The sequence below is a fragment of the Polynucleobacter sp. AP-Melu-500A-A1 genome, assembly GCF_018882125.1.
Classification (GTDB): Bacteria; Pseudomonadota; Gammaproteobacteria; order Burkholderiales; family Burkholderiaceae; genus Polynucleobacter.
Window position 1 is genome coordinate 366915 of the sequence record NZ_JACVOZ010000002.1, and the last position, 18652, is coordinate 385566.

The 18652-nt window shown below is 45.4% G+C and carries 15 protein-coding genes and 1 tRNA gene; 5 read left to right on the forward strand and 11 right to left on the reverse strand.

Features of this window, described 5'->3' with window-relative positions:
- Nucleotides 1-44 precede the first annotated feature (44 nt).
- A complete protein-coding gene (gene hrpA, locus ICN38_RS05230) occupies nucleotides 45-4046 on the reverse strand; it encodes an ATP-dependent RNA helicase HrpA (RefSeq protein ID WP_216255878.1) in 4002 nt (1333 codons plus the stop codon).
- Nucleotides 4047-4111: 65 nt separating this feature from the next.
- Between hrpA and argA the strand changes: the two genes are divergently transcribed.
- Both argA and ICN38_RS05240 read left to right on the forward strand, forming a co-directional pair.
- Complete coding sequence (argA, locus tag ICN38_RS05235; RefSeq protein ID WP_216255880.1) at nucleotides 4112-5476, forward strand: amino-acid N-acetyltransferase; 1365 nt, start codon at nucleotides 4112-4114, stop codon at nucleotides 5474-5476.
- Nucleotides 5477-5491: 15 nt separating this feature from the next.
- Nucleotides 5492-5764, forward strand: a complete 273-nt coding sequence (locus ICN38_RS05240) for an oxidative damage protection protein (RefSeq protein WP_216255882.1) — start codon at nucleotides 5492-5494, stop codon at nucleotides 5762-5764.
- Between the two features lie 259 nt (nucleotides 5765-6023).
- Here the strand turns inward: ICN38_RS05240 and rpiA are convergent, their stop codons facing one another.
- The gene (gene rpiA / locus ICN38_RS05245) at nucleotides 6024-6734 is read right to left on the reverse strand and encodes a ribose-5-phosphate isomerase RpiA (protein ID WP_216255884.1); all 711 of its coding nucleotides are present in this window, start codon (nucleotides 6732-6734) and stop codon (nucleotides 6024-6026) included.
- A gap of 91 nt (nucleotides 6735-6825) precedes the next feature.
- Between rpiA and tal the strand changes: the two genes are divergently transcribed.
- Nucleotides 6826-7776, forward strand: coding sequence for a transaldolase (gene tal / locus ICN38_RS05250; RefSeq protein WP_216255886.1), 951 nt, complete (start codon nucleotides 6826-6828; stop codon nucleotides 7774-7776).
- A 26-nt stretch (nucleotides 7777-7802) separates the two neighbouring features.
- On the opposite strand, the gene ICN38_RS05255 is transcribed toward tal, so the two are convergent.
- From ICN38_RS05255 to rnr, 3 genes are read right to left on the reverse strand one after another with little or no spacing between them, the layout of a single operon-like run.
- Nucleotides 7803-7988: a DUF2892 domain-containing protein gene (locus ICN38_RS05255; protein WP_216255887.1), complete on the reverse strand. Its 186-nt coding sequence runs from the start codon at nucleotides 7986-7988 to the stop codon at nucleotides 7803-7805.
- A gap of 40 nt (nucleotides 7989-8028) precedes the next feature.
- Nucleotides 8029-8784 carry a 23S rRNA (guanosine(2251)-2'-O)-methyltransferase RlmB gene (rlmB, locus tag ICN38_RS05260; protein WP_216255889.1) on the reverse strand — a complete coding sequence of 252 codons (756 nt, stop codon included), beginning with the start codon at nucleotides 8782-8784 and terminating at the stop codon, nucleotides 8029-8031.
- Nucleotides 8785-8806: 22 nt separating this feature from the next.
- The gene (rnr, locus tag ICN38_RS05265; protein ID WP_216255891.1) at nucleotides 8807-11191 is read right to left on the reverse strand and encodes a ribonuclease R; all 2385 of its coding nucleotides are present in this window, start codon (nucleotides 11189-11191) and stop codon (nucleotides 8807-8809) included.
- 154 nt (nucleotides 11192-11345) lie between these two features.
- On the opposite strand from rnr, the gene ICN38_RS05270 reads away from it, so the two are divergent.
- Nucleotides 11346-11432: transfer RNA gene (locus ICN38_RS05270), tRNA-Leu, on the forward strand.
- 40 nt (nucleotides 11433-11472) lie between these two features.
- Here the strand turns inward: ICN38_RS05270 and glxR are convergent.
- The 3 genes from glxR to gcl all read right to left on the reverse strand — a co-directional run bounded on the left by glxR (nucleotide 11473) and on the right by gcl (nucleotide 15062).
- Nucleotides 11473-12372, reverse strand: coding sequence for a 2-hydroxy-3-oxopropionate reductase (glxR, locus tag ICN38_RS05275; protein WP_216255893.1), 900 nt, complete (start codon nucleotides 12370-12372; stop codon nucleotides 11473-11475).
- A gap of 33 nt (nucleotides 12373-12405) precedes the next feature.
- Nucleotides 12406-13209, reverse strand: coding sequence for a hydroxypyruvate isomerase (gene hyi / locus ICN38_RS05280; RefSeq protein WP_216255894.1), 804 nt, complete (start codon nucleotides 13207-13209; stop codon nucleotides 12406-12408).
- A 62-nt stretch (nucleotides 13210-13271) separates the two neighbouring features.
- Nucleotides 13272-15062: a glyoxylate carboligase gene (gene gcl / locus ICN38_RS05285; protein ID WP_216255895.1), complete on the reverse strand. Its 1791-nt coding sequence runs from the start codon at nucleotides 15060-15062 to the stop codon at nucleotides 13272-13274.
- A 136-nt stretch (nucleotides 15063-15198) separates the two neighbouring features.
- Between gcl and ICN38_RS05290 the strand changes: the two genes are divergently transcribed.
- Nucleotides 15199-16122, forward strand: a complete 924-nt coding sequence (locus ICN38_RS05290) for a LysR family transcriptional regulator (protein ID WP_216255896.1) — start codon at nucleotides 15199-15201, stop codon at nucleotides 16120-16122.
- A gap of 30 nt (nucleotides 16123-16152) precedes the next feature.
- On the opposite strand, the gene ICN38_RS05295 is transcribed toward ICN38_RS05290, so the two are convergent.
- From ICN38_RS05295 to ICN38_RS05305, 3 genes are read right to left on the reverse strand one after another with little or no spacing between them, the layout of a single operon-like run.
- Nucleotides 16153-16650 carry a hypothetical protein gene (locus tag ICN38_RS05295; protein ID WP_216255897.1) on the reverse strand — a complete coding sequence of 166 codons (498 nt, stop codon included), beginning with the start codon at nucleotides 16648-16650 and terminating at the stop codon, nucleotides 16153-16155.
- Between the two features lie 17 nt (nucleotides 16651-16667).
- Nucleotides 16668-17351, reverse strand: coding sequence for a dienelactone hydrolase family protein (locus ICN38_RS05300; protein WP_216255898.1), 684 nt, complete (start codon nucleotides 17349-17351; stop codon nucleotides 16668-16670).
- On the reverse strand, nucleotides 17348-18589 hold the full coding sequence (locus ICN38_RS05305) for an MFS transporter (protein ID WP_216255899.1): 1242 nt from the start codon (nucleotides 18587-18589) through the stop codon (nucleotides 17348-17350). The genes ICN38_RS05300 and ICN38_RS05305 overlap by 4 nt, the downstream gene beginning before the upstream one ends.
- Nucleotides 18590-18652: the final 63 nt, after the last annotated feature.

The window sequence follows — 18652 nt, forward strand, 5'->3', positions numbered from 1 at the left end:
AATCAGATCCTAGTCAATGCCCTCAGAAACGGAGAGGATTTGATCTAGCGCAAGCTAGCTAAAACTTTTTCTAGGCGCTTTAAGGACATTGGGCTTGGCGTTTTGAGTTCCTGCGCATACAAGGCAACCCTGAGCTCTTCAAGCTGCCAGCGAAAATCCTGCAGTCCCTGATCCTCAGCCAAAGCATAGGAAGATGACCCTCGATTGCCTTGTAGTAACTTTTGCCATGGCTTTGCAACAGACTCCCAGTCTTTTTGACATTGCGCGTCCCTCCCGGGATTTGAGCGCAACTTATCAATTCTGAGGGTAATCGCCTTCAGGTACCTGGGAATATGTACCAGTTGCTCATAGGGAATTTCTGAAACGAATTTAGGAAAGATCAAGGCCTGTATCTGCCCTTGAATATCTGCATAGGCGCTTGGAGAAGCTGCCTTTGCCTGAGCAAGTTTCTTTTGCAAGTCGGCATTGGTTTGCAAAGCCGCTAAGGCATGCTTGGCAAGCTCTTGTGCAATTAATGCAAGCCTGGGTTTGCCAGATAGTAATCGCTCTGAAAATTGCCCTGAATTCATGGGGAGTTCACCAGACATAAAGGCGCGCTCTACAGCTAAATTTAGAATCTGCTCAACTAAACTATCTACTGATCCGACATTAATAAATAAGAGACCCAATTCACGTAAACCTGGCAATTGTTTTTGTAATGCCTTGAGCGTATCTTTATTTGACAATACAAAAAGGCGTCGCAATCCTTGACGGTGATGCTTTCTGGCTTCCAGTACATCATCAAAAACTTCTAAATCAACATAGTCGCCCTGATCCACTAGTGCTGGATAACCAAAAAGGGTTTGATTGCCTTTTTGAATCTCAAGGGTTTCTGGAAGTTCGCCAAACTCCCAAGAGCGATATCCTCCCTGCTCTACCTTTCTAGCATTGTCTGTAGAAGATGTCGCTTCCTTAGACTGACTGCTTGTCACTACTGGGTCAACACCTAGTTCCACTTGAGCGGCTTCCTGGGCAATTGCCTGAAAAGCACTGCGTGCCGTCTCTCCATATTCGGAACGCAAGCGCGCTAAATTACGTTCTACCTCAAGCTGTCTTTGATGCTCATCAATCAAGCGAAAGTTCATGGAGCAATGTAAGGGTAAAGATTCTGGCCTAAAGTCTGCACGTTTAATCTCTAATCCACGCTCCTGTCGAATATCGCTGATCAAACTATCTAAAAAATCACCCACGCCAAATTGCTTTTCATCTAATTGACGCTCTAGAAATGACTTTGCGTACTCGGGTAGTGGAACGCAGTGACGTCTCAACTTTTGCGGGAGAGATTTTAAGAGCAATAAAACTTTTTCCTCGCACATCCCTGGCACCAACCACTCACATCGCCGACCATCCACTTGGTTTAGCTGAGTTAAGGGTACAACCAAGGTAATACCATCTTTTGGGCTGCCTGGCTCAAAGTGATACGTCAAGCTGAGCTCAGCTCCACCCACGATCATCTTTTTTGGATAACGATCAACCGTAATACCAGCCGCTTCATGGCGCATCAGATCCGCTTTAGCCAAGCGGAGCTGGGAATCTAGGTCAGCATCTTTTTTAAACCAACTAGCAAGCCCCTCTCGACTACAAACCGTTTTTGGAATTCGAGACTCATAAAAAGCAAAAAGTAAGTCATCATCAACTAAGACGTCCGGGCGACGTGAGCGATGCTCAAGGGCTTCAATCTCTTTAATTAAGCGTCGGTTGTGCCAGAAGAAATGAAAGAGATTGGGATATTTTTTCTTGGCATCTGCCTCGGTTTCTCGCACGAGCGAGGGGGTATCCATTCGACCAAACATTTCTTCCTGTACCAAAGCCTGGCTAATAAATAATTCGCGGGCTTCTTCTGGATTATGCGGCTCGTATCGTACTCGCCGTCCATGATAGATCGGTAAGCCATATAAAGTGCCACGCTCAAAGGCCATAACTTCACCCTGGCGGTTATCCCAAAATGGATCGCTTAAGGATTTAATGAGGCGATGCGCTGCAACGCGTTCGACCCACTGCGGTTCAATTTTGGCAATCGTTCGAGCATACATACGGGTGGTTTCTTGTAACTCTCCTGCCAAGATCCAAGCCCCTGCCTTTTTGCCAATGGTTGAGCCAGGCCAAATGAAGGGGCGAATACCACGAGCTCCCATATACCCCCCAGTCTTACTCCCGCGTTCTTGAGACTTTTCATCCTCTTCTTTTTTGACAACATATCCCAGAAGGCCTGTTAATAAAGAGAGATGTACTTGCTCATAAGTAGCGGGAAGGCCATTTTCTTTCCAACCCTTTTCTCCTAGCATGGTATGTAATTGGCCATGCACATCACGCCACTCTCGCAGTCGACGGGGAGATAAAAATTTACTGCGGCAGAGAGTCTCCAATTGACGATTACTATGCTTGTGTTGCAAAGCATCTTGATACCAATTCCAGAGTTTTACAAAACTGAGAAATTCGGAGCGCTCATCTGCAAACTGCAAATGCGCTTGGTCTGCAGCCGCCGCCTGATCCAAAGGTCTTTCTCGTGGATCTTGCGTGGCTAATGCTGATGCAATGATCGTTACTTCCTTTAGGGCATTTTGTTCTTTGGCAGCTAAGAGCATCCTACCAATGCGGGGATCCAGTGGTAAGTCTGCTAATTGCCTACCCATAGCAGTTAATTTAAAACTGTGAGTAATGTCTTGAAGATCTTCAGGAAGATTTTCATCAAACTCAATGGCGCCTAACTCGTCTAGGAGCTGAACGCCATCGGTAATCGCTCGTCCTAATGGTTTGTCGATAAAAGGAAATTGCTGAATACGGGGTAAACGGAGTGCGCTCATGCGTAACAAGACTGCGGCTAAAGAACTCCGTAAGATTTCAGGGTCTGTGAACTTGGGGCGAGCCTGATAATCCAGCTCGCTATACAAGCGTATACATATGCCGTCAGAAACCCGTCCACATCGCCCTGCTCTTTGGTTGGCTGCTGCTTGTGAAATAGGCTCGATTTGCAGTTGCTCTACTTTGTTGCGATAAGAGTAGCGCTTGACTCGGGCTAGACCACTATCAATCACGTAACGAATACCAGGAACCGTTAATGAGGTTTCGGCTACGTTGGTTGTCAAAATAATACGGCGACCATTCCCAGGACTAAATACTCTTTCTTGTTCTGCGACCGATTGGCGAGCAAATAAGGTAAGCACCTCTGGATGAAAACGTTGCTGCAATACATGATCTTTACGAAGTGTTTCTGCACAATCCCGAATTTCACGCTCACCTGGCAAAAATACTAAAACATCTCCCGCCCCATTTGTCCCTTCACGCCATACCTTGGCAATTTCCTCAGCGACAGCATCTGGAATCTCCTTGGCTTGCTTGGATTCTTTTTTACCATCTGACTTTGCATCAGGTTCCAGTGGGGAATATCGCTGCTCCACAGGAAAGAGACGTCCACTCACCTCGATCACTGGGGCTAATTTGCCATCGATTGCAAAGTGATCCGCAAAACGTTGTGCATCAATGGTTGCCGAGGTAATGATGAGTTTTAGGTCTGGCCTCTTTGGCAATAGTTGCCTGAGATACCCTAATAAGAAATCAATATTGAGACTGCGCTCATGAGCCTCATCAATGATGAGCGTGTCATAAGCTCGCAGCTGTGGATCTCGCTGCGTCTCCGCCAGCAAAATTCCATCCGTCATTAACTTAATCGAGGCGGTGGAGCTTGACTTATCAGCAAAACGCACTTGATAACCTACGTCTTGCCCTACTGGGGAGCCTAGCTCTTGAGCGATTCGCTTTGCTGTAGCAGTGGCAGCAATTCGGCGTGGCTGGGTATGACCAATCAACTTACCGCCATTGATCGTTCCCCGGCCTAATTCAAGACAAATCTTTGGCAATTGAGTCGTCTTACCTGAGCCCGTCTCGCCACAGACGATCACTACCTGGTGAGATTGCAAAGCTTCTTGAATAATTCGGCGCTGACTAGAGACCGGCAATTCCTCCGGAAAGCGGATTTCGAGCTTAGGTGAGGTGTTGGAAGCAGGCACAGGGTTTAGGCTTGCTTTGGGTTTTTGTTGGTTTATAGGCTCTTGCACCCTATAATTTTCTCACTATGCCGACAAATGCACCAAATCAGGCCTCAAGTGCCGAAGAATCTACCCCCAATTTCCCCTTCGTAGGATGGTTGCGTGACGTTGCCCCCTACATTCATAGCTTTCGAGAAAAGACCTTTGTCATTGCTTTTGCTGGAGAGCTAGTACAAGAAATTGGTCTTGAAAATCTCATTGAGGATATCGCGATGTTGCATGCCATGGGCATGCGCATTGTATTGGTCCATGGCATTCGCCCGCAGATTGAAGAACAATTGATGTTGCGCAAGATTAAAAGCAAGTTTGGTAAGAGCGCAATGAATGCCTACCGTATTACTGATGCTGCAGCACTCGAGTGCGTTAAAGAGGCAGCAGGTGAATTACGTTTAGATATTGAGGCGGCTTTTAGTCGTGGCTTACCAAATACACCGATGGCTGGATCTCGTATTTCTGTTATCTCAGGTAATTTCATTACAGCGATGCCTGTCGGGGTAGTAGAAGGTGTTGATTACATCCATACTGGTTTAGTGCGCAAAGTGGACTCCACCTCCATCAAATTATCTTTGGATAGCAATAAGATCGTCTTACTTTCACCTTTGGGGTTCTCGCCAACTGGACAAGCATTTAATTTAGCCTATGAAGATGTAGCAGCCTCCACAGCTGCGGCTCTCAAAGCAGACAAGTTGATTTTCTTAAGTCCGTATGAAGGCTTACTCGATAGCGAAGGCGATCTCATCACAGAACTCTCATTGCCGCAACTTCAAGACTACATGGTCGATAACAAAGAGTTGGCTATTGGCATGAAAAGCCTTTTGAACATCTCTGGCAGGGCAATTCGTGCTGGCGTAAGCCGCGTTCACTTCCTCCCCTGCAATCAAGATGGCGCATTGCTGGAGGAGCTCTTTACGCATGATGGTATCGGCATGATGTTGGCCTCCTCTGATATTGAGAATTTGCGGGAAGCCAATCAAGATGACGTGGGTGGTATTTTGCAACTCACCATGCCATTAGAAGAAGAAGGTATCCTGGCAGCTCGTGGACAAGACGTGATTGAGCGGGATATTCAGCGCTTTTCAGTCATTGAACATGATCGCGTACTTTTCGGGTGCGCTGCTCTCTTCCCCTTCCCAGATGGCGTTGGTGAATTAGCCTGTCTTGCAGTGGATCAAGATGTACAAGGTTCAGGTGATGGCGAGCGCCTTCTTAAGCGGATTGAAATGCGCGCTAAGCAAGAAGGTATCAAAAAATTATTTGTTCTAACAACCCGCACTGAGCATTGGTTTTTGAAGCGTGGTTTTAAACGCGCATCAGTGGATGATTTGCCTGAAGAGCGTAAACAAATTTATAACTGGGATCGTAAGTCCATGGTTTTAACTAAAGATTTATAAAGAAAGGTATTACAGATGGCACGCATGGTTCAATGCATCAAACTCAACAAAGAGGCCGAGGGAATGGATTTCGCACCCCTTCCAGGAGAGCTTGGCAAAAAGATTTGGAATCAAGTATCCAAGGAAGCTTGGACTGCATGGTTGAAACATCAAACTATGCTGATTAATGAAAACCGTCTCAATATGGCTGACCCACGCGCCCGTCAATACCTTTTAAAGCAAGTTGAAAAATACTTCTTTGAAGGTGGCGCAGACATGGCACAAGGCTATGTTCCCCCGGCAGAATGATTGCTGCATCACAATAATGTATTAGCTTAAATTTTTATTAAAAATATATTTTGATTTGTTGTTGACACTCTATAGCTAGAGGCATAGGATGAAGTTGTGGGGCGACAGACTTTGTGTCAACCACATTGGCGAAAGCCACTTGAGATAAACGCATCTATGCGTTTAAGGACAACGGAACCAATACTCTTCCGTTTGTCTACGCCATGTCAAGCATGGCAATCAAACCCGATGGGCATACCCCGTCGGGTTTTTTTACACCCTAAAATACAATCCGCTCTACACCAGCAGCATTACTCACCAAGAGTATGTTGGCCTTTTCTTTAGCAAATAAACCTACGGTGATCACCCCAGCAATCTGATTAATCATTGACTCCATTTTGATGGGATCAGCTATTTGTAAACCTGCCACATCTAAAATCCACCCGCCGTTATCTGTAACGAATGGCTCACTTTGGGTTTGACCCAGATCGGCCCGAGTACTTTTTGCCAATCGCAAAGTAACCTTACCACCAAGCTTATCGAGCTCTCTAGTAATCGCCCCCCTCGCCAAGGGAATGATTTCCACAGGCAAGGCAAAGTTTCCAAGAACTGAAACTTGTTTTGAAGAATCGCAAATGCAGATAAATTGTTTAGCCATCGAGGCAATAATTTTCTCGCGAGTTAAGGCCCCACCACCACCCTTAATCATGTGTCCCGCAGGATTGATTTCATCTGCGCCATCTACGTAGGCAGGAAGACTCACCACGTCATTAGGATCTAAAACCTGAAAGCCATGTTTGAGGAGACGCTCAGTAGTCGCATTCGAACTTGAGACTGTCCCCGCAAAATGATCTTTATGGGGCGCTAGAGCATCAATAAAGCAATTCGCAGTCGATCCAGTACCAACCCCCAGGATCTGACCCGCTACTAGCTTTAAGACCTCGTCTCTTGCTGCCTCACCCACCATCTGCTTTAGTTGATCCTGATTCATCGCTTTGCTCAATGCCTTTACTGGAATGGAGTATTTAATCCATCTATCATATGATAATCACAAGCAATCCTTTTAGATCCTTGATATCACGATGAATAGCGCCACTTCCGCCTTAAATCAGCTTAAAAATCTCACTACTGTGGTTGCCGATACCGGCGATTTTGAGCGCATGAAAGAGTTTGCCCCTCAGGACGCTACCACTAACCCCTCTCTAATTCTAAAGGCCGCTCAGCAAAGCAATTATCAATCTTTGGTGAACTCTGTGAAAGCAGCTCATCCTGGTATGAAACCAGGCGATCTAGTGGATTACATTTTGGTCGCTTTTGGATTAGAAATTCTCAAGATTGTTCCCGGTCGAGTTTCCACCGAGGTAGATGCTCGCCTATCCTTTGATACCAATGCAATGGTAGCTAAGGCAAAACACCTGATTGCACTATATGAATCTCATGGAATTGAGCGTAGACGCATCTTGATTAAGTTGGCGGGTACCTGGGAAGGTATAGCGGCGGCGAAAGAATTAGAGGCCGAAGGCATACATTGCAATATGACCCTCCTCTTTTCATTAGTACAAGCTGCTGCCTGTGGCGCAGCAAACGCTCAACTAATCTCCCCCTTTGTTGGACGCATTACGGATTGGCATAAAGCAAAGTTGGCTAGCAACTGGAATGATGCTAGTCATGGTGGGGCCAATGATCCAGGGGTCACTTCTGTCAAAAGAATTTTTCATTACTACAAGCACTTTGGTATTGCCACAGAAATCATGGGCGCCAGCTTTCGCAATACCAGTCAAATATTGGAGTTAGCGGGGTGTGACTTACTGACGATTAGCCCAGAGCTATTGGCGGAATTGCAAAATAGTAAAGTGGTAGTTGAAAAAAAATTAGATGCTGCTAATGCAGAAAACATTAACGCACTGAAATTAGATGAATCTCACTTTCGCTTGCAATTGAATAATGATGCGATGGCCACAGAAAAACTGGCTGAGGGAATTCGTAATTTCTGTGTTGATACTGAAAAACTAGAAGCCTTACTTGCGCAGTAAAGTGTTTTAGGGCTTCTAGTAATACACTACTTCTTAGCGGTATTCATGCCTATGAGGTCATAAGCTGGGCAATTGCCAAGCATGCCGGTTGCCAGGGGAATAATGCCAATCCAACCCCATGCCCCAACAATACCAAAACCAGCTAAACCCATTAGGGTAAGGCCAACAGTCATGCGGAGTACGCGATCTGTGTGACCAATATTACATTTCATAATCATCCCCTCTTAAAGAATTGATTAGCCGATTGGCTTTTTACTTTTCAGTCTTTAATAAGCGCTGTCTTAATGCTTCATACAAGCATACGCCACTTGCAACGGAAACGTTCAAACTTTCAACAACGCCTTGCATTGGGATTCGTACTAACTCATCACAGGTTTCACGGGTTAAACGGCGCATTCCCTCACCTTCAGCACCCATCACAATAGCAATGGATCCAGTCAGATTAAGATCGTAGATCGATTTTTCAGCTTCATCATCGGTTCCAATCAACCAAACACCCGCTTCTTGCATTTCCTTCATGCTTCGGACCAAGTTGGTAACAGTAATGACTGGTATCACTTCAGATGCACCACTAGATACCTTACTAACCGTGGCATTAATCGAGGCAGAACGATCTTTGGGGATCACTACTGCATCCACGCCTGCGCCATCAGCCACCCGTAAACAGGCGCCAAAGTTATGGGGGTCAGTAATGCCATCTAAAACCAAGAACAAGGGCTTTTCTTTTGCACCTTCAACATCCTCTACTACCTCAGTAATCGTTCGAGCGATTGTCAATTTTTCTGCTAAGGCAACGACGCCTTGATGGCGATCATGTCCAGCCAATTTATGCAAACGTTCTGCATCTGCGGCATGCAATCTTTCGCCTAAAACTTCTTCAGCCTGTTTGAGAAAATCCCCCATCCGCCTATCGCGACGACCAGGATCAAAATAGACTGACTTTAGACTTTCAGGATCTACTCGCAAGCGCGCTTGTACTGCATGAAAACCCACTAATATTTGTTTCATCTTCTTCTATCTTATGTGCGTGCTATTTACGTCTTGCATTGGTACTACGCACTGGAGGCTTCGAGCCGGCAGGCTTGCCAACCGATCTGCCTTGCTTATTGGCTTTACCGTTTTTGCGACTAGCCTTGCTTTTGGATTGAGTAGCACTCAAGGTTCCAGAGGATTTGGCCGCATTAACATTAATGCCACTGGGTTTTTGTGGCACTTTACTAGATGGCCTAGTCTTCTTGGAAGCGGCTTTCTTATTTGGCCTACCAGTATCGCTCGCTAAGAGTAGTTGACGACGGTTACTTGAGCCACCAGCTTCAGCGCCCATAGATTTAACCAGACTGAATTCAATCTTGCGAGCATCTAGATCTACCCTGCTTACCAAGACGTGCAAGCGATCACCTAAGCGATAGCGAATGCCTGTTCGCTCGCCACGCAATTCTTGGCGCGCTTCGTCGTATTGGAAATAATCGCCTCCCAACTCGGTAACGTGCACCATACCCTCAACGAATAAATTCTCTAACTGAATAAACAATCCGAAGTTAGCGACGCCTGTAACCGTGCCGGCATACTCTTGGCCTAAATGGTCACGCATGTAATAACACTTGAGCCATGCCTCGACATCACGTGATGCCTCATCGGCACGACGCTCATTAGAAGAGCAGTGGACACCTAACTGCCCCCAGATTGGTAATGCAGCATTGGCGCCTTTTGGCAATCTTGCGCCTTTAGCTAGACCTGCCTTAGCATCGCTTTGCGATTTCTTGGCATTCACCGCATTCTCACGACCCTTACCTTTGCGAGGCAAAGTCAGGTTGAGTGGTACTTTTGGCGGCAAGACTGGAACATAAGGCTTTTTCTGAAGAATCGACTTGATCACTCGATGTGTCAATAAGTCTGGATAGCGGCGAATCGGGCTAGTGAAATGGGAATATGCTGGATAAGCCAAACCGAAGTGACCTTCATTATCTGGCTGATACATCGCTTGCTGCATTGAGCGCAATACCACTGACTGGAGCATATTGGCATCAGGCCGATCTTTGATTGCGCGCATCAGTTTGGCAAAATCTCGTGGCTTTGGTTTCTCACCACCATCCAAAGAAAGACCTGAGGTCCTTAAGACTTGACGTAAAGTAACCAATTTCTCTTCTGATGGCTCACCGTGAACTCGATAAAGGCTTAGGTGCTTATTTTTATCAATATAGTCAGCAGCGCAAACGTTGGCCGTCAACATGCACTCCTCAATTAAGCGGTGCGCATCATTTCGGATGCGAGGCTCAATACGCATGATCTTGCCGAGCTCATTACTGATAATTTGGGTTTCAGTCGTATCAAATTCAATTGCACCACGTCGCTCTCGTGCAGCTAAGAGTATTTTATAGAGCGAATATAAATTTGTTAGTAATGGACGGAATTGCCCAAAACGCACAGCTTCTGGGCCTTTGCTATTGGATAAGATTTCCCAAACGGTGTCGTAGGTGAATCGTTGCGCTGAATGCATTACCGCTGGATAGAACTGATAGGCCAAGACAATGCCATTGTTATCCACCACAGAATCACAAACCATACAGAGACGATCTACACCAGGGTTTAGAGAACAAAGGCCATTGGAGATCTTCTCGGGCAACATCGGTATTACCCTTCTTGGGAAATACACCGAGGTAGCGCGCAACAAACCCTCTTCATCTAAAGGATGATTTGGTTTAACGTAATGCGAGACATCAGCAATGGCCACGATGAGGCGCCAAGCCTTGGTTTTTCCATACATGATCGGCTCGCAATACACCGCATCATCAAAATCTCGTGCATCAGCACCGTCGATGGTGACCAAAGGCACGTCGCGCAAATCTACTCGACCTTCTAAATCTTCCTGTTGAACGCTATCTGGTAACGCTGCAGCCTCTTTCATTGCTGCTGCAGAAAACTCATGAGGAACACCATACTTGCGAACAGCTATTTCAATTTCCATGCCCGGGTCATCAATTTCGCCCAAGACCTCAACCACCCTCCCCACTGCCTGACGATAACTATCGGGATAGTCAATAATTTCGACACTCACCACTTGGCCTAACTTAGCATTACCTTGTCCTTTGGGTGGGATCAAGATGTCATGACCGATACGCTTATCTTCGGGAGCGACAATCAATACGCCATTTTCATTTAAGAGTCGGCCGATCACTACCTTATTGGCATGGAGGACAACTTCAACAATCTGTCCCTCTGGGCGTCCACGCCGATCTGTTCCCAATACTCTGACATTTACTCTGTCACCGTGCATTACGCGAGACATTTCTCTTTCAGAGAGAAAAATATCTTCACCACCATCATCGGGAATGACAAAACCAAATCCATCTCGGTGTCCTTGGACTGTTCCTAAACGATCAGCCTCACGTGGCACCAAGTCTTTTGCTTTACGCATTTAATTCCTTCGGCAATACATGCCCTATATATATCTATTGATATCTATTTTTGTTATGAATAAGGCTACTGTATCAAACCATCAAGTCTGAAGAGAAAAAGCCAAATTGGGCGGGAAAAGTCCAAATACACCCATCCCTCTATAATAGTGGCATGCCCAGGTGGCGAAATTGGTAGACGCACCAGCTTCAGGTGCTGGCGATCGTAAGGTTGTGGGGGTTCGAGTCCCTTCCTGGGCACCAAACAAGACTTACCGACGCTTAGCGCCGGTTGCAAGAAAAATTAGGCCTTCTGCCCAATTTCGAAGTTAGCCAACTTCTCTAATGCCCTCACCATTGCTGAATGATCCCAAGCTTTGCCGCCGTGAGCTGTACAAGCATTAAATAACTCTTGTGCTGTAGCCGTATTAGGCAAAGAAACTCCCAGTGCTTTCGCGCTATTTAGAGCCAAATTGAGATCTTTTTGATGTAATTCAATCCGAAATCCTGGATCAAACGTACGCTTTACCATACGCTCACCATGCACTTCCAAGATCTTAGAGCTTGCAAAGCCGCCCATTAATGCTTGGCGTACTTTCTCAGGATCAGCTCCCGCTTTAGCGGCAAATAATAGTGCTTCGCCAACCGCCTCAATATTGAGAGCAACAATGATCTGATTAGCCACTTTAGCAGTTTGACCATCGCCATTACCGCCGACTAAATTAATGTTTTTACCAATCAAGGCAAACAAAGGTTTGATTTTTTCAAAAGTGGATTCAGCGCCGCCAACCATAATGGATAAAGTTGCATTTTTTGCACCCACTTGTCCGCCAGATACCGGTGCATCCAAATACTCACAACCCAATGCGTTTATCTTTTGAGCAAATTCCTTGGTTGCAATTGGAGAAATCGAGCTCATATCAATGACGATCTTGCCTTTAGATAAGCCAGATGCAACGCCATTCTCACCAAATAAAACTTTTTCCACATCTGGTGTATCAGGAACCATGATGAAAATAACATCTGAGTTCCGAGCTACCTCAGCAGGTGTAGCAACTTTCACCGCTGATGAATTAGCAATCTCTTCTGGAATCTTGCCTCTAGTATTCACAAATAACTCATGGCCTGCATTAATAAAGTGCCCTGCCATTGGCGCGCCCATAATACCAAGGCCAATAAAGCCAATTTTTTGTGAGTTACTCATACTTAATCCTCAATGTTTTGATTTTTTACTAAGTTAGATGTAGATGCTCTCTTGATATGGATGCTCATAGTGTTGCATCCAACCAAGACCAGCAACTGTATTTTTTAGTGGCTTATATTCGCAGCCAATCCAGCCATTGTAGCCAATCTGATCTAACAAACCAAACAAATAGTCATAGTTAATCTCGCCAGTACCCGGCTCATTACGGCCTGGGTTGTCCGCTATTTGAATATGCGCAATGCGGGGTAAGTATTTTTTAATCGTACTGGCAATCTCGCCCTCCATACGCTGTGCATGATAGATGTCATATTGCAGATACAAATTATCCGAACCTACCTCATCCATGATGTCAATTGCCTGTTGGGTTTTCGACAGATAAAACCCAGGTATATCAAAGGTATTAATTGGCTCAATCAGTAATTTAATATTTGCTTTCTTTAATTGCTCAGCAGCATATTGCAGATTACTAACAAAGGTACCGCGCAGTACCTGAGGATCTACTCCAGCAGGCGCTTTACCAGCCAAGCAATTGAGCTGACGGACATTCAAGTAAGTTGCGTATTCAATTGCCTTAGCAACACCAGCACGGAACTCCTCTACGCGATCTGGAAGACATGCAATGCCACGCTCGCCCGCATCCCAATCCCCTGCTGGCAGGTTATGCAGAACTAATTTAAGAGCATAGGCATCAAGCTGCGATTTAATTTCTTCCTTCGAATACGGGTAAGGAAATAGAAACTCAACTGCTTTGAAACCTCCAATCTTGGCTAGCGCAAAACGCTCCAAAAATGGTTTTTCATTAAACAACATTGTGAGGTTAGCTACAAACTTAGGCATTCCTATTCCTTAATAACAATCAAACTGGACGATACATGGGTAAATTCAAGGCAATGAAGTGATTACTCTAGGAGGCCAGCGGCTACCAATCCCTCAGTTCCAGCGGGATGGCGGCAATCAATATCTTCAAATTCATTCACATTATTAATTTCAGTACCCATCGCAATATTGGTGATCTTTTCTAGAATGATCTCCACTACTACCGGAACACGATGCTCTTTGGCCATCTTTTGCGCCTCAATCAATGCAGCATTGATTTTATTTGGATCCGAGACTCTGATAGCTTTGCAACCAAGCCCTTCAACGACTTGAACGTGATCTACGCCATAGCCCTTCAGGGTTTGATCGTCCACGTTGATATTGTCAAAAGCCAGTTGAACACAATAATCCATCTCAAAACCACGCTGCGCTTGACGAATTAAACCTAGGTAACTGTTATTCACCAAGACCATCACTAATGGCAAGTTAAATTGTGCGCCAACTGCTAATTCCTCAATCAAGAATTGGAAGTCGTAGTCACCAGCAAGTCCAACGACAGTCTTGGTTGTATCGGAGGCCAATGCACCTAATGCAGCTGGAATTGTCCAGCCAAGGGGGCCAGCTTGACCGCAGTTAATCCATTGACGAGCACCGTAGACATGTAAGAATTGACCGCCAGCAATTTGCGATAGGCCAATAGTCGATACATATACAGTGTCACGACCAAATACGGAATTCATCTCTTGATAGACGCGTTGTGGCTTGATGGGCACATTATCAAAGTTGGTTTTACGGAGCATCAAGCTCTTACGCTCCTGGCAACGCTCAACCCATTCAGTGTAGTTAGTAAGCTTGCCTTTTGCTTTCCATTCCTTAGCAACTTCAACAAATAATTCTAAGGCTGCTTTTGCATCTGAAACAATGCCGTAGTCGGGATTAAATACGCGACCAATTTGGGTTGGCTCAATGTCAACGTGAATAAACTTGCGATCTTTGCAATACACATCGATTGATCCAGTGTGGCGGTTAGCCCAGCGGTTACCAATACCCAAAACAAGATCACTAGCTAGGAGAGTGGCATTACCATAGCGGTGTGAGGTTTGAAGGCCAACCATACCGGCCATCAATGGATGATCATCCGGAATGGCTCCCCAACCCATGAGGGTTGGGATCACTGGAATACCAGTCAATTCTGCAAACTCCACTAACAGAGCATCTGCATCAGCGTTAATAATGCCGCCGCCAGCAACAATTAATGGCTTTTTGGCAGACATCAACATTTCGAGCGCTTTTTCGATCTGCTTACGGCTAGCTGCTGGTTTGTATACCGGCAATGGCTCATACGTATCGATATCAAATTCAATTTCAGCTAATTGAACATCAATCGGCAAGTCGATTAATACTGGTCCGGGGCGGCCTGAACGCATCACATGAAATGCCTGTTGGAAAACCCGTGGCACTAAGCCAGGCTCACGAACCGTTACAGACATCTTTGTTACTGGCTTAGAAATCGTCTCAATATCAACAGCCTGAAAATCTTCTTTGTAAAGACGAGCACGTGGAGCTTGTCCAGTAATGCAGAGAATGGGAATAGAGTCAGCGCTTGCGGAATACAGTCCTGTAATCATGTCAGTACCGGCTGGGCCGGAAGTACCGATACAAACACCAATGTTACCTGCTTTAGCTCTTGTATAACCTTCAGCCATGTGTGAAGCGCCTTCAACATGTCGGGCTAGGATATGCGTAATTGACTGACGTTCGCGTAATTGTGCGTAAAGTGGATTAATAGCAGCTCCAGGAACACCAAATGCAGTGGTGATACCTTCTTTTTCCATCACCAATACTGCTGCCATTGCGGCTTTCATTTTTGCCATGATTCATCTCCTCCTATATTTGGTATAGACGAATGATCTTCAAATTCGGCCGACTTGAGAACCTCACCAAATCTATATCTAGTATTCCGTGGTGGAATAGTGTAAAAAGTCCCTATTGGCACTAAAAAGATAGGCTATGGACCGCGTACAAGGTATTTCGCTCTATATACGGGTTGTTGAGACAGGCTCGTTTAGCAAGGCTGCAGAGGATTTGGGCATCACCCAACCTACCGCAACCAAATTTGTTGCCAGCCTTGAAAAGCGCTTAGCCACCTTGTTATTGCACCGCAGCACAAGAGGGGTAACTCCCACTGAAATCGGAAAAATCTATTACGAAAAGTGCAAAGGGATTGCACGAGAAATTGAAGAAGCAGATGACTTGGCATCCCTCATGCAATCGAAGGTACGCGGCAAGATCACCATCAGTGCTTCGGTCGACTTTGGACGTCGTGTCCTCACGCCTTCTGTTCTGCAGTTCATGTTGCTTCACCCCGAACTAGAGGTTAATCTCAACATGGATGACCGCTACATCAACCTGATTGAGCAGGGAGTAGATCTAGCCATTCGCATGCGCCGTTTGCCAGACTCCTCTCTAGGCTCTCGCTTTTTAGGCTCAAATCCTTGGGTCATGGTGGCCAGCCCGGAATACCTCAAAGATCATCCTGCGCCTAACAAACCTAAAGATATTGCGCACCATCAGGCCCTGATTTACACCACCGCACAGGGCGATCACCGGTGGAATTTAAGCAATCAGAACAATCAAAGCGAAATCGTTGAGGTCAAGGGTCCATTCACCTCTAATAACTTATCAGCGATTTTGGCTGCAGCCAGAGCTGGCATGGGCCTAGCAGTGCTTCCTTGGTATGTCGCTCACCAATCCGTCAAAGATAAGGTGCTCACTCCCGTGATGGAAGATTGGACACTTCCTTCCCAAGAAATTCATGCGGTATTTTCATCACCAAAACATGTCTCCACTAAAGTGAGTCTATGTATTGATTGGCTGCAAGGTCAATTTAAAGGTAAATGGTGGAAAGGTATTGAAACAGAAAAACTGGATTAAAAAATCCCAGCAGACCGGGGATTTATAGAATTAGAGCCCCACCATCCGATGCAAAATTTTGGGTTTCATTTCTTCCCAAAGACTTTCAAAGTCTTCAGTCTTAGCGTCTGACAATTGAATGTGCTTGAAAAGACCGCCAAATACGATGGTCTCTTTTTTAGCTAGAGTCTTTTCAAACTCCGTCAAGCCAATGGGTTTGTCATCGATATCTCTAGTCAACTCTGCTGAACAGACGATCGCATCTGCATCATCATGATCGACTACTGCAAATTCAATATATTGCTGATTCTTTTCCACAATCACTAAAGTGCCCCTGGCATAGCAGACGGCTTCATGGGCTTGCACGATATAAGCTAAAAATAAATTCTCTTGATCCTTCTCCATCTGCAAATCATCGACAAAGAAAAGATATTGACTGCCCTCACCATTGACCAGAGTAAAGACTTTGGGAGTAACCCCATGCCCAAGTACTAAATTTCGATAATAGGAGGAGATTTCTACAGCCAGATTTTCAGCAAAAAGATGCATCAGTCACTCGTAGGTAATTAAGTTAAATGTTTCTTGAAAAATTCGAGTGAGCGAGTCCAAGCCAACTCAGCAGACTCATGGTGATATTGCAAAGGCGCTAAGCCTCGTGAGTCAGATTGAGGATTGGCAAACGCATGCTTCGCATCGTAGCGATGAAATTCATGATGAGCGCCCGCTTCCTTTAATTTTTTCTCTAATGTATCAACATCGGCTGGCGAGAAAAACTCATCCTGCAAGGACCAGTGACCCATCATCGGTTTAGTAATATTATTGGCATCTACAAATTCAGCGGGTGGATTGCCATACCAAACGACTGTAGCATCCAACTCCGGTACAAAGCAGGCAGAAAGTACTGTCAGTGCACCGCCCATACAGAATCCAGTGACCCCTACTTTGCTACTACCAGTCGCTTTCAGATACTGTACCGCGCCACGAATGTCTTGAGAAGCAGCATCACCGAAATCCAAGCCGTTCATTAAGTGCTCAGCCTCTTTTGCCTCAAGGGCCAACTCACCCCGATATAAATCCGGCACCAAGGCCCGATAACCAGCTTTAGCAAAACGATCGGCCACTGCTTTAATTTGGTCATCCATACCCCACCACTCTTGAATAACTACCACACCAGGTGCATTGGGTTTATTCGTTGGCTCAGCTAAATAGCCATTAACCGTTTTGCCATCAGGTCTTGTAAATTGAATCACAGCTGCTCCTTTAATTTTTTCTTAGGATCTGAATGGACATATCCTACCAGCCAAATGGTGAGTAGCCCACAAGATGCGGCGCCATAGCCAACCCAGTTGTAGTGCTCCATTCTGCCATCCGAACCAATCGTCACCACCATTCCCGCTAGTACCGTAGCAATACCCGATGCCAACATTTGAACCGAGCCTATCAGACTCATAAAGGTTCCTCGAATTTTATTTTCTACCACCTGGCTGACCATCGCCATCGCCGGAATCATTCTTCCCGAGACCAGAATAAAAAATGCTGTTGAGTTAATTAATACAATCCATAAAGGAGTAACTAGTAGATTCGTAGTAACCAATAAAGGAATCAAGCTTACTACCGCTAATACTCGAAAGACTTTTACCTTGCCATACTTGTCAGACATATGGCCGATAAACCGCGAACTCATTAAGGTAGCTACTCCACCACATAGGTAAATCAAGGAGATGTAGGCATTATTAATACCTACATTCGAGGTTAAGTACAAGGCGATATATGGAATGACCGAGAATCCTGTCATCATAATGAAGGCCATAAAAATAAAGGCTTTGATATGTTGATGTGCAATCAAGATCTTCACGATTTGACTCATACGGCTGCCTTCATGAATATGGTCTAAATGCCCAGAGATTTTTGGAATATTGCGATAGCCTAAGTACAAAATGACAGTGGAAATCAAGGCGATAAATATAAAGGGCGCTCTCCATCCCAGGCTAGGAATATGGTGCGCTAAAAACAAACTGAGAGGAACACCTGCAACGGTAGATACCGAAAATGCAGCCATCACTGTTCCCAAGGCTTTTCCTCTGCGCTCAAAGGGGATCGAATCAGCCACGATAGTTTGCACTAAGGAACCTAAGATTCCGCCAAACGCACCTGCAAATGCCCTCGCAATAAAAAGTGTTTCGTAGCTCGGCGCAAGACCGCAAGCCAAAGTGGCAACAATAAAACACACATACAAACTTAGGAGAAGTTGTCGACGCTCAAAACGATCCACATAATACGTGGCGAAGATGCCAGCAATAGCCGCTGCAAAAGTATAAGAAGAGAGTAATAAGCCAAATTGATGAGTACTGATATCAAGCGCTTTAATAAATTCAGGACCCAAGGGCATCATGATCATGAAGTCCAAAATGTGGGTGAACTGAATACCCGCTAATGCGAGTAGTAAGAAGCGTTCGTGCTTCTGATTGTTTGAAATAGGATTGCTCAATGCTGGCTTTACTTGAATTTAGGGGTATGTCATTATCGTCCCTATGATCAATCCATGCGCCAG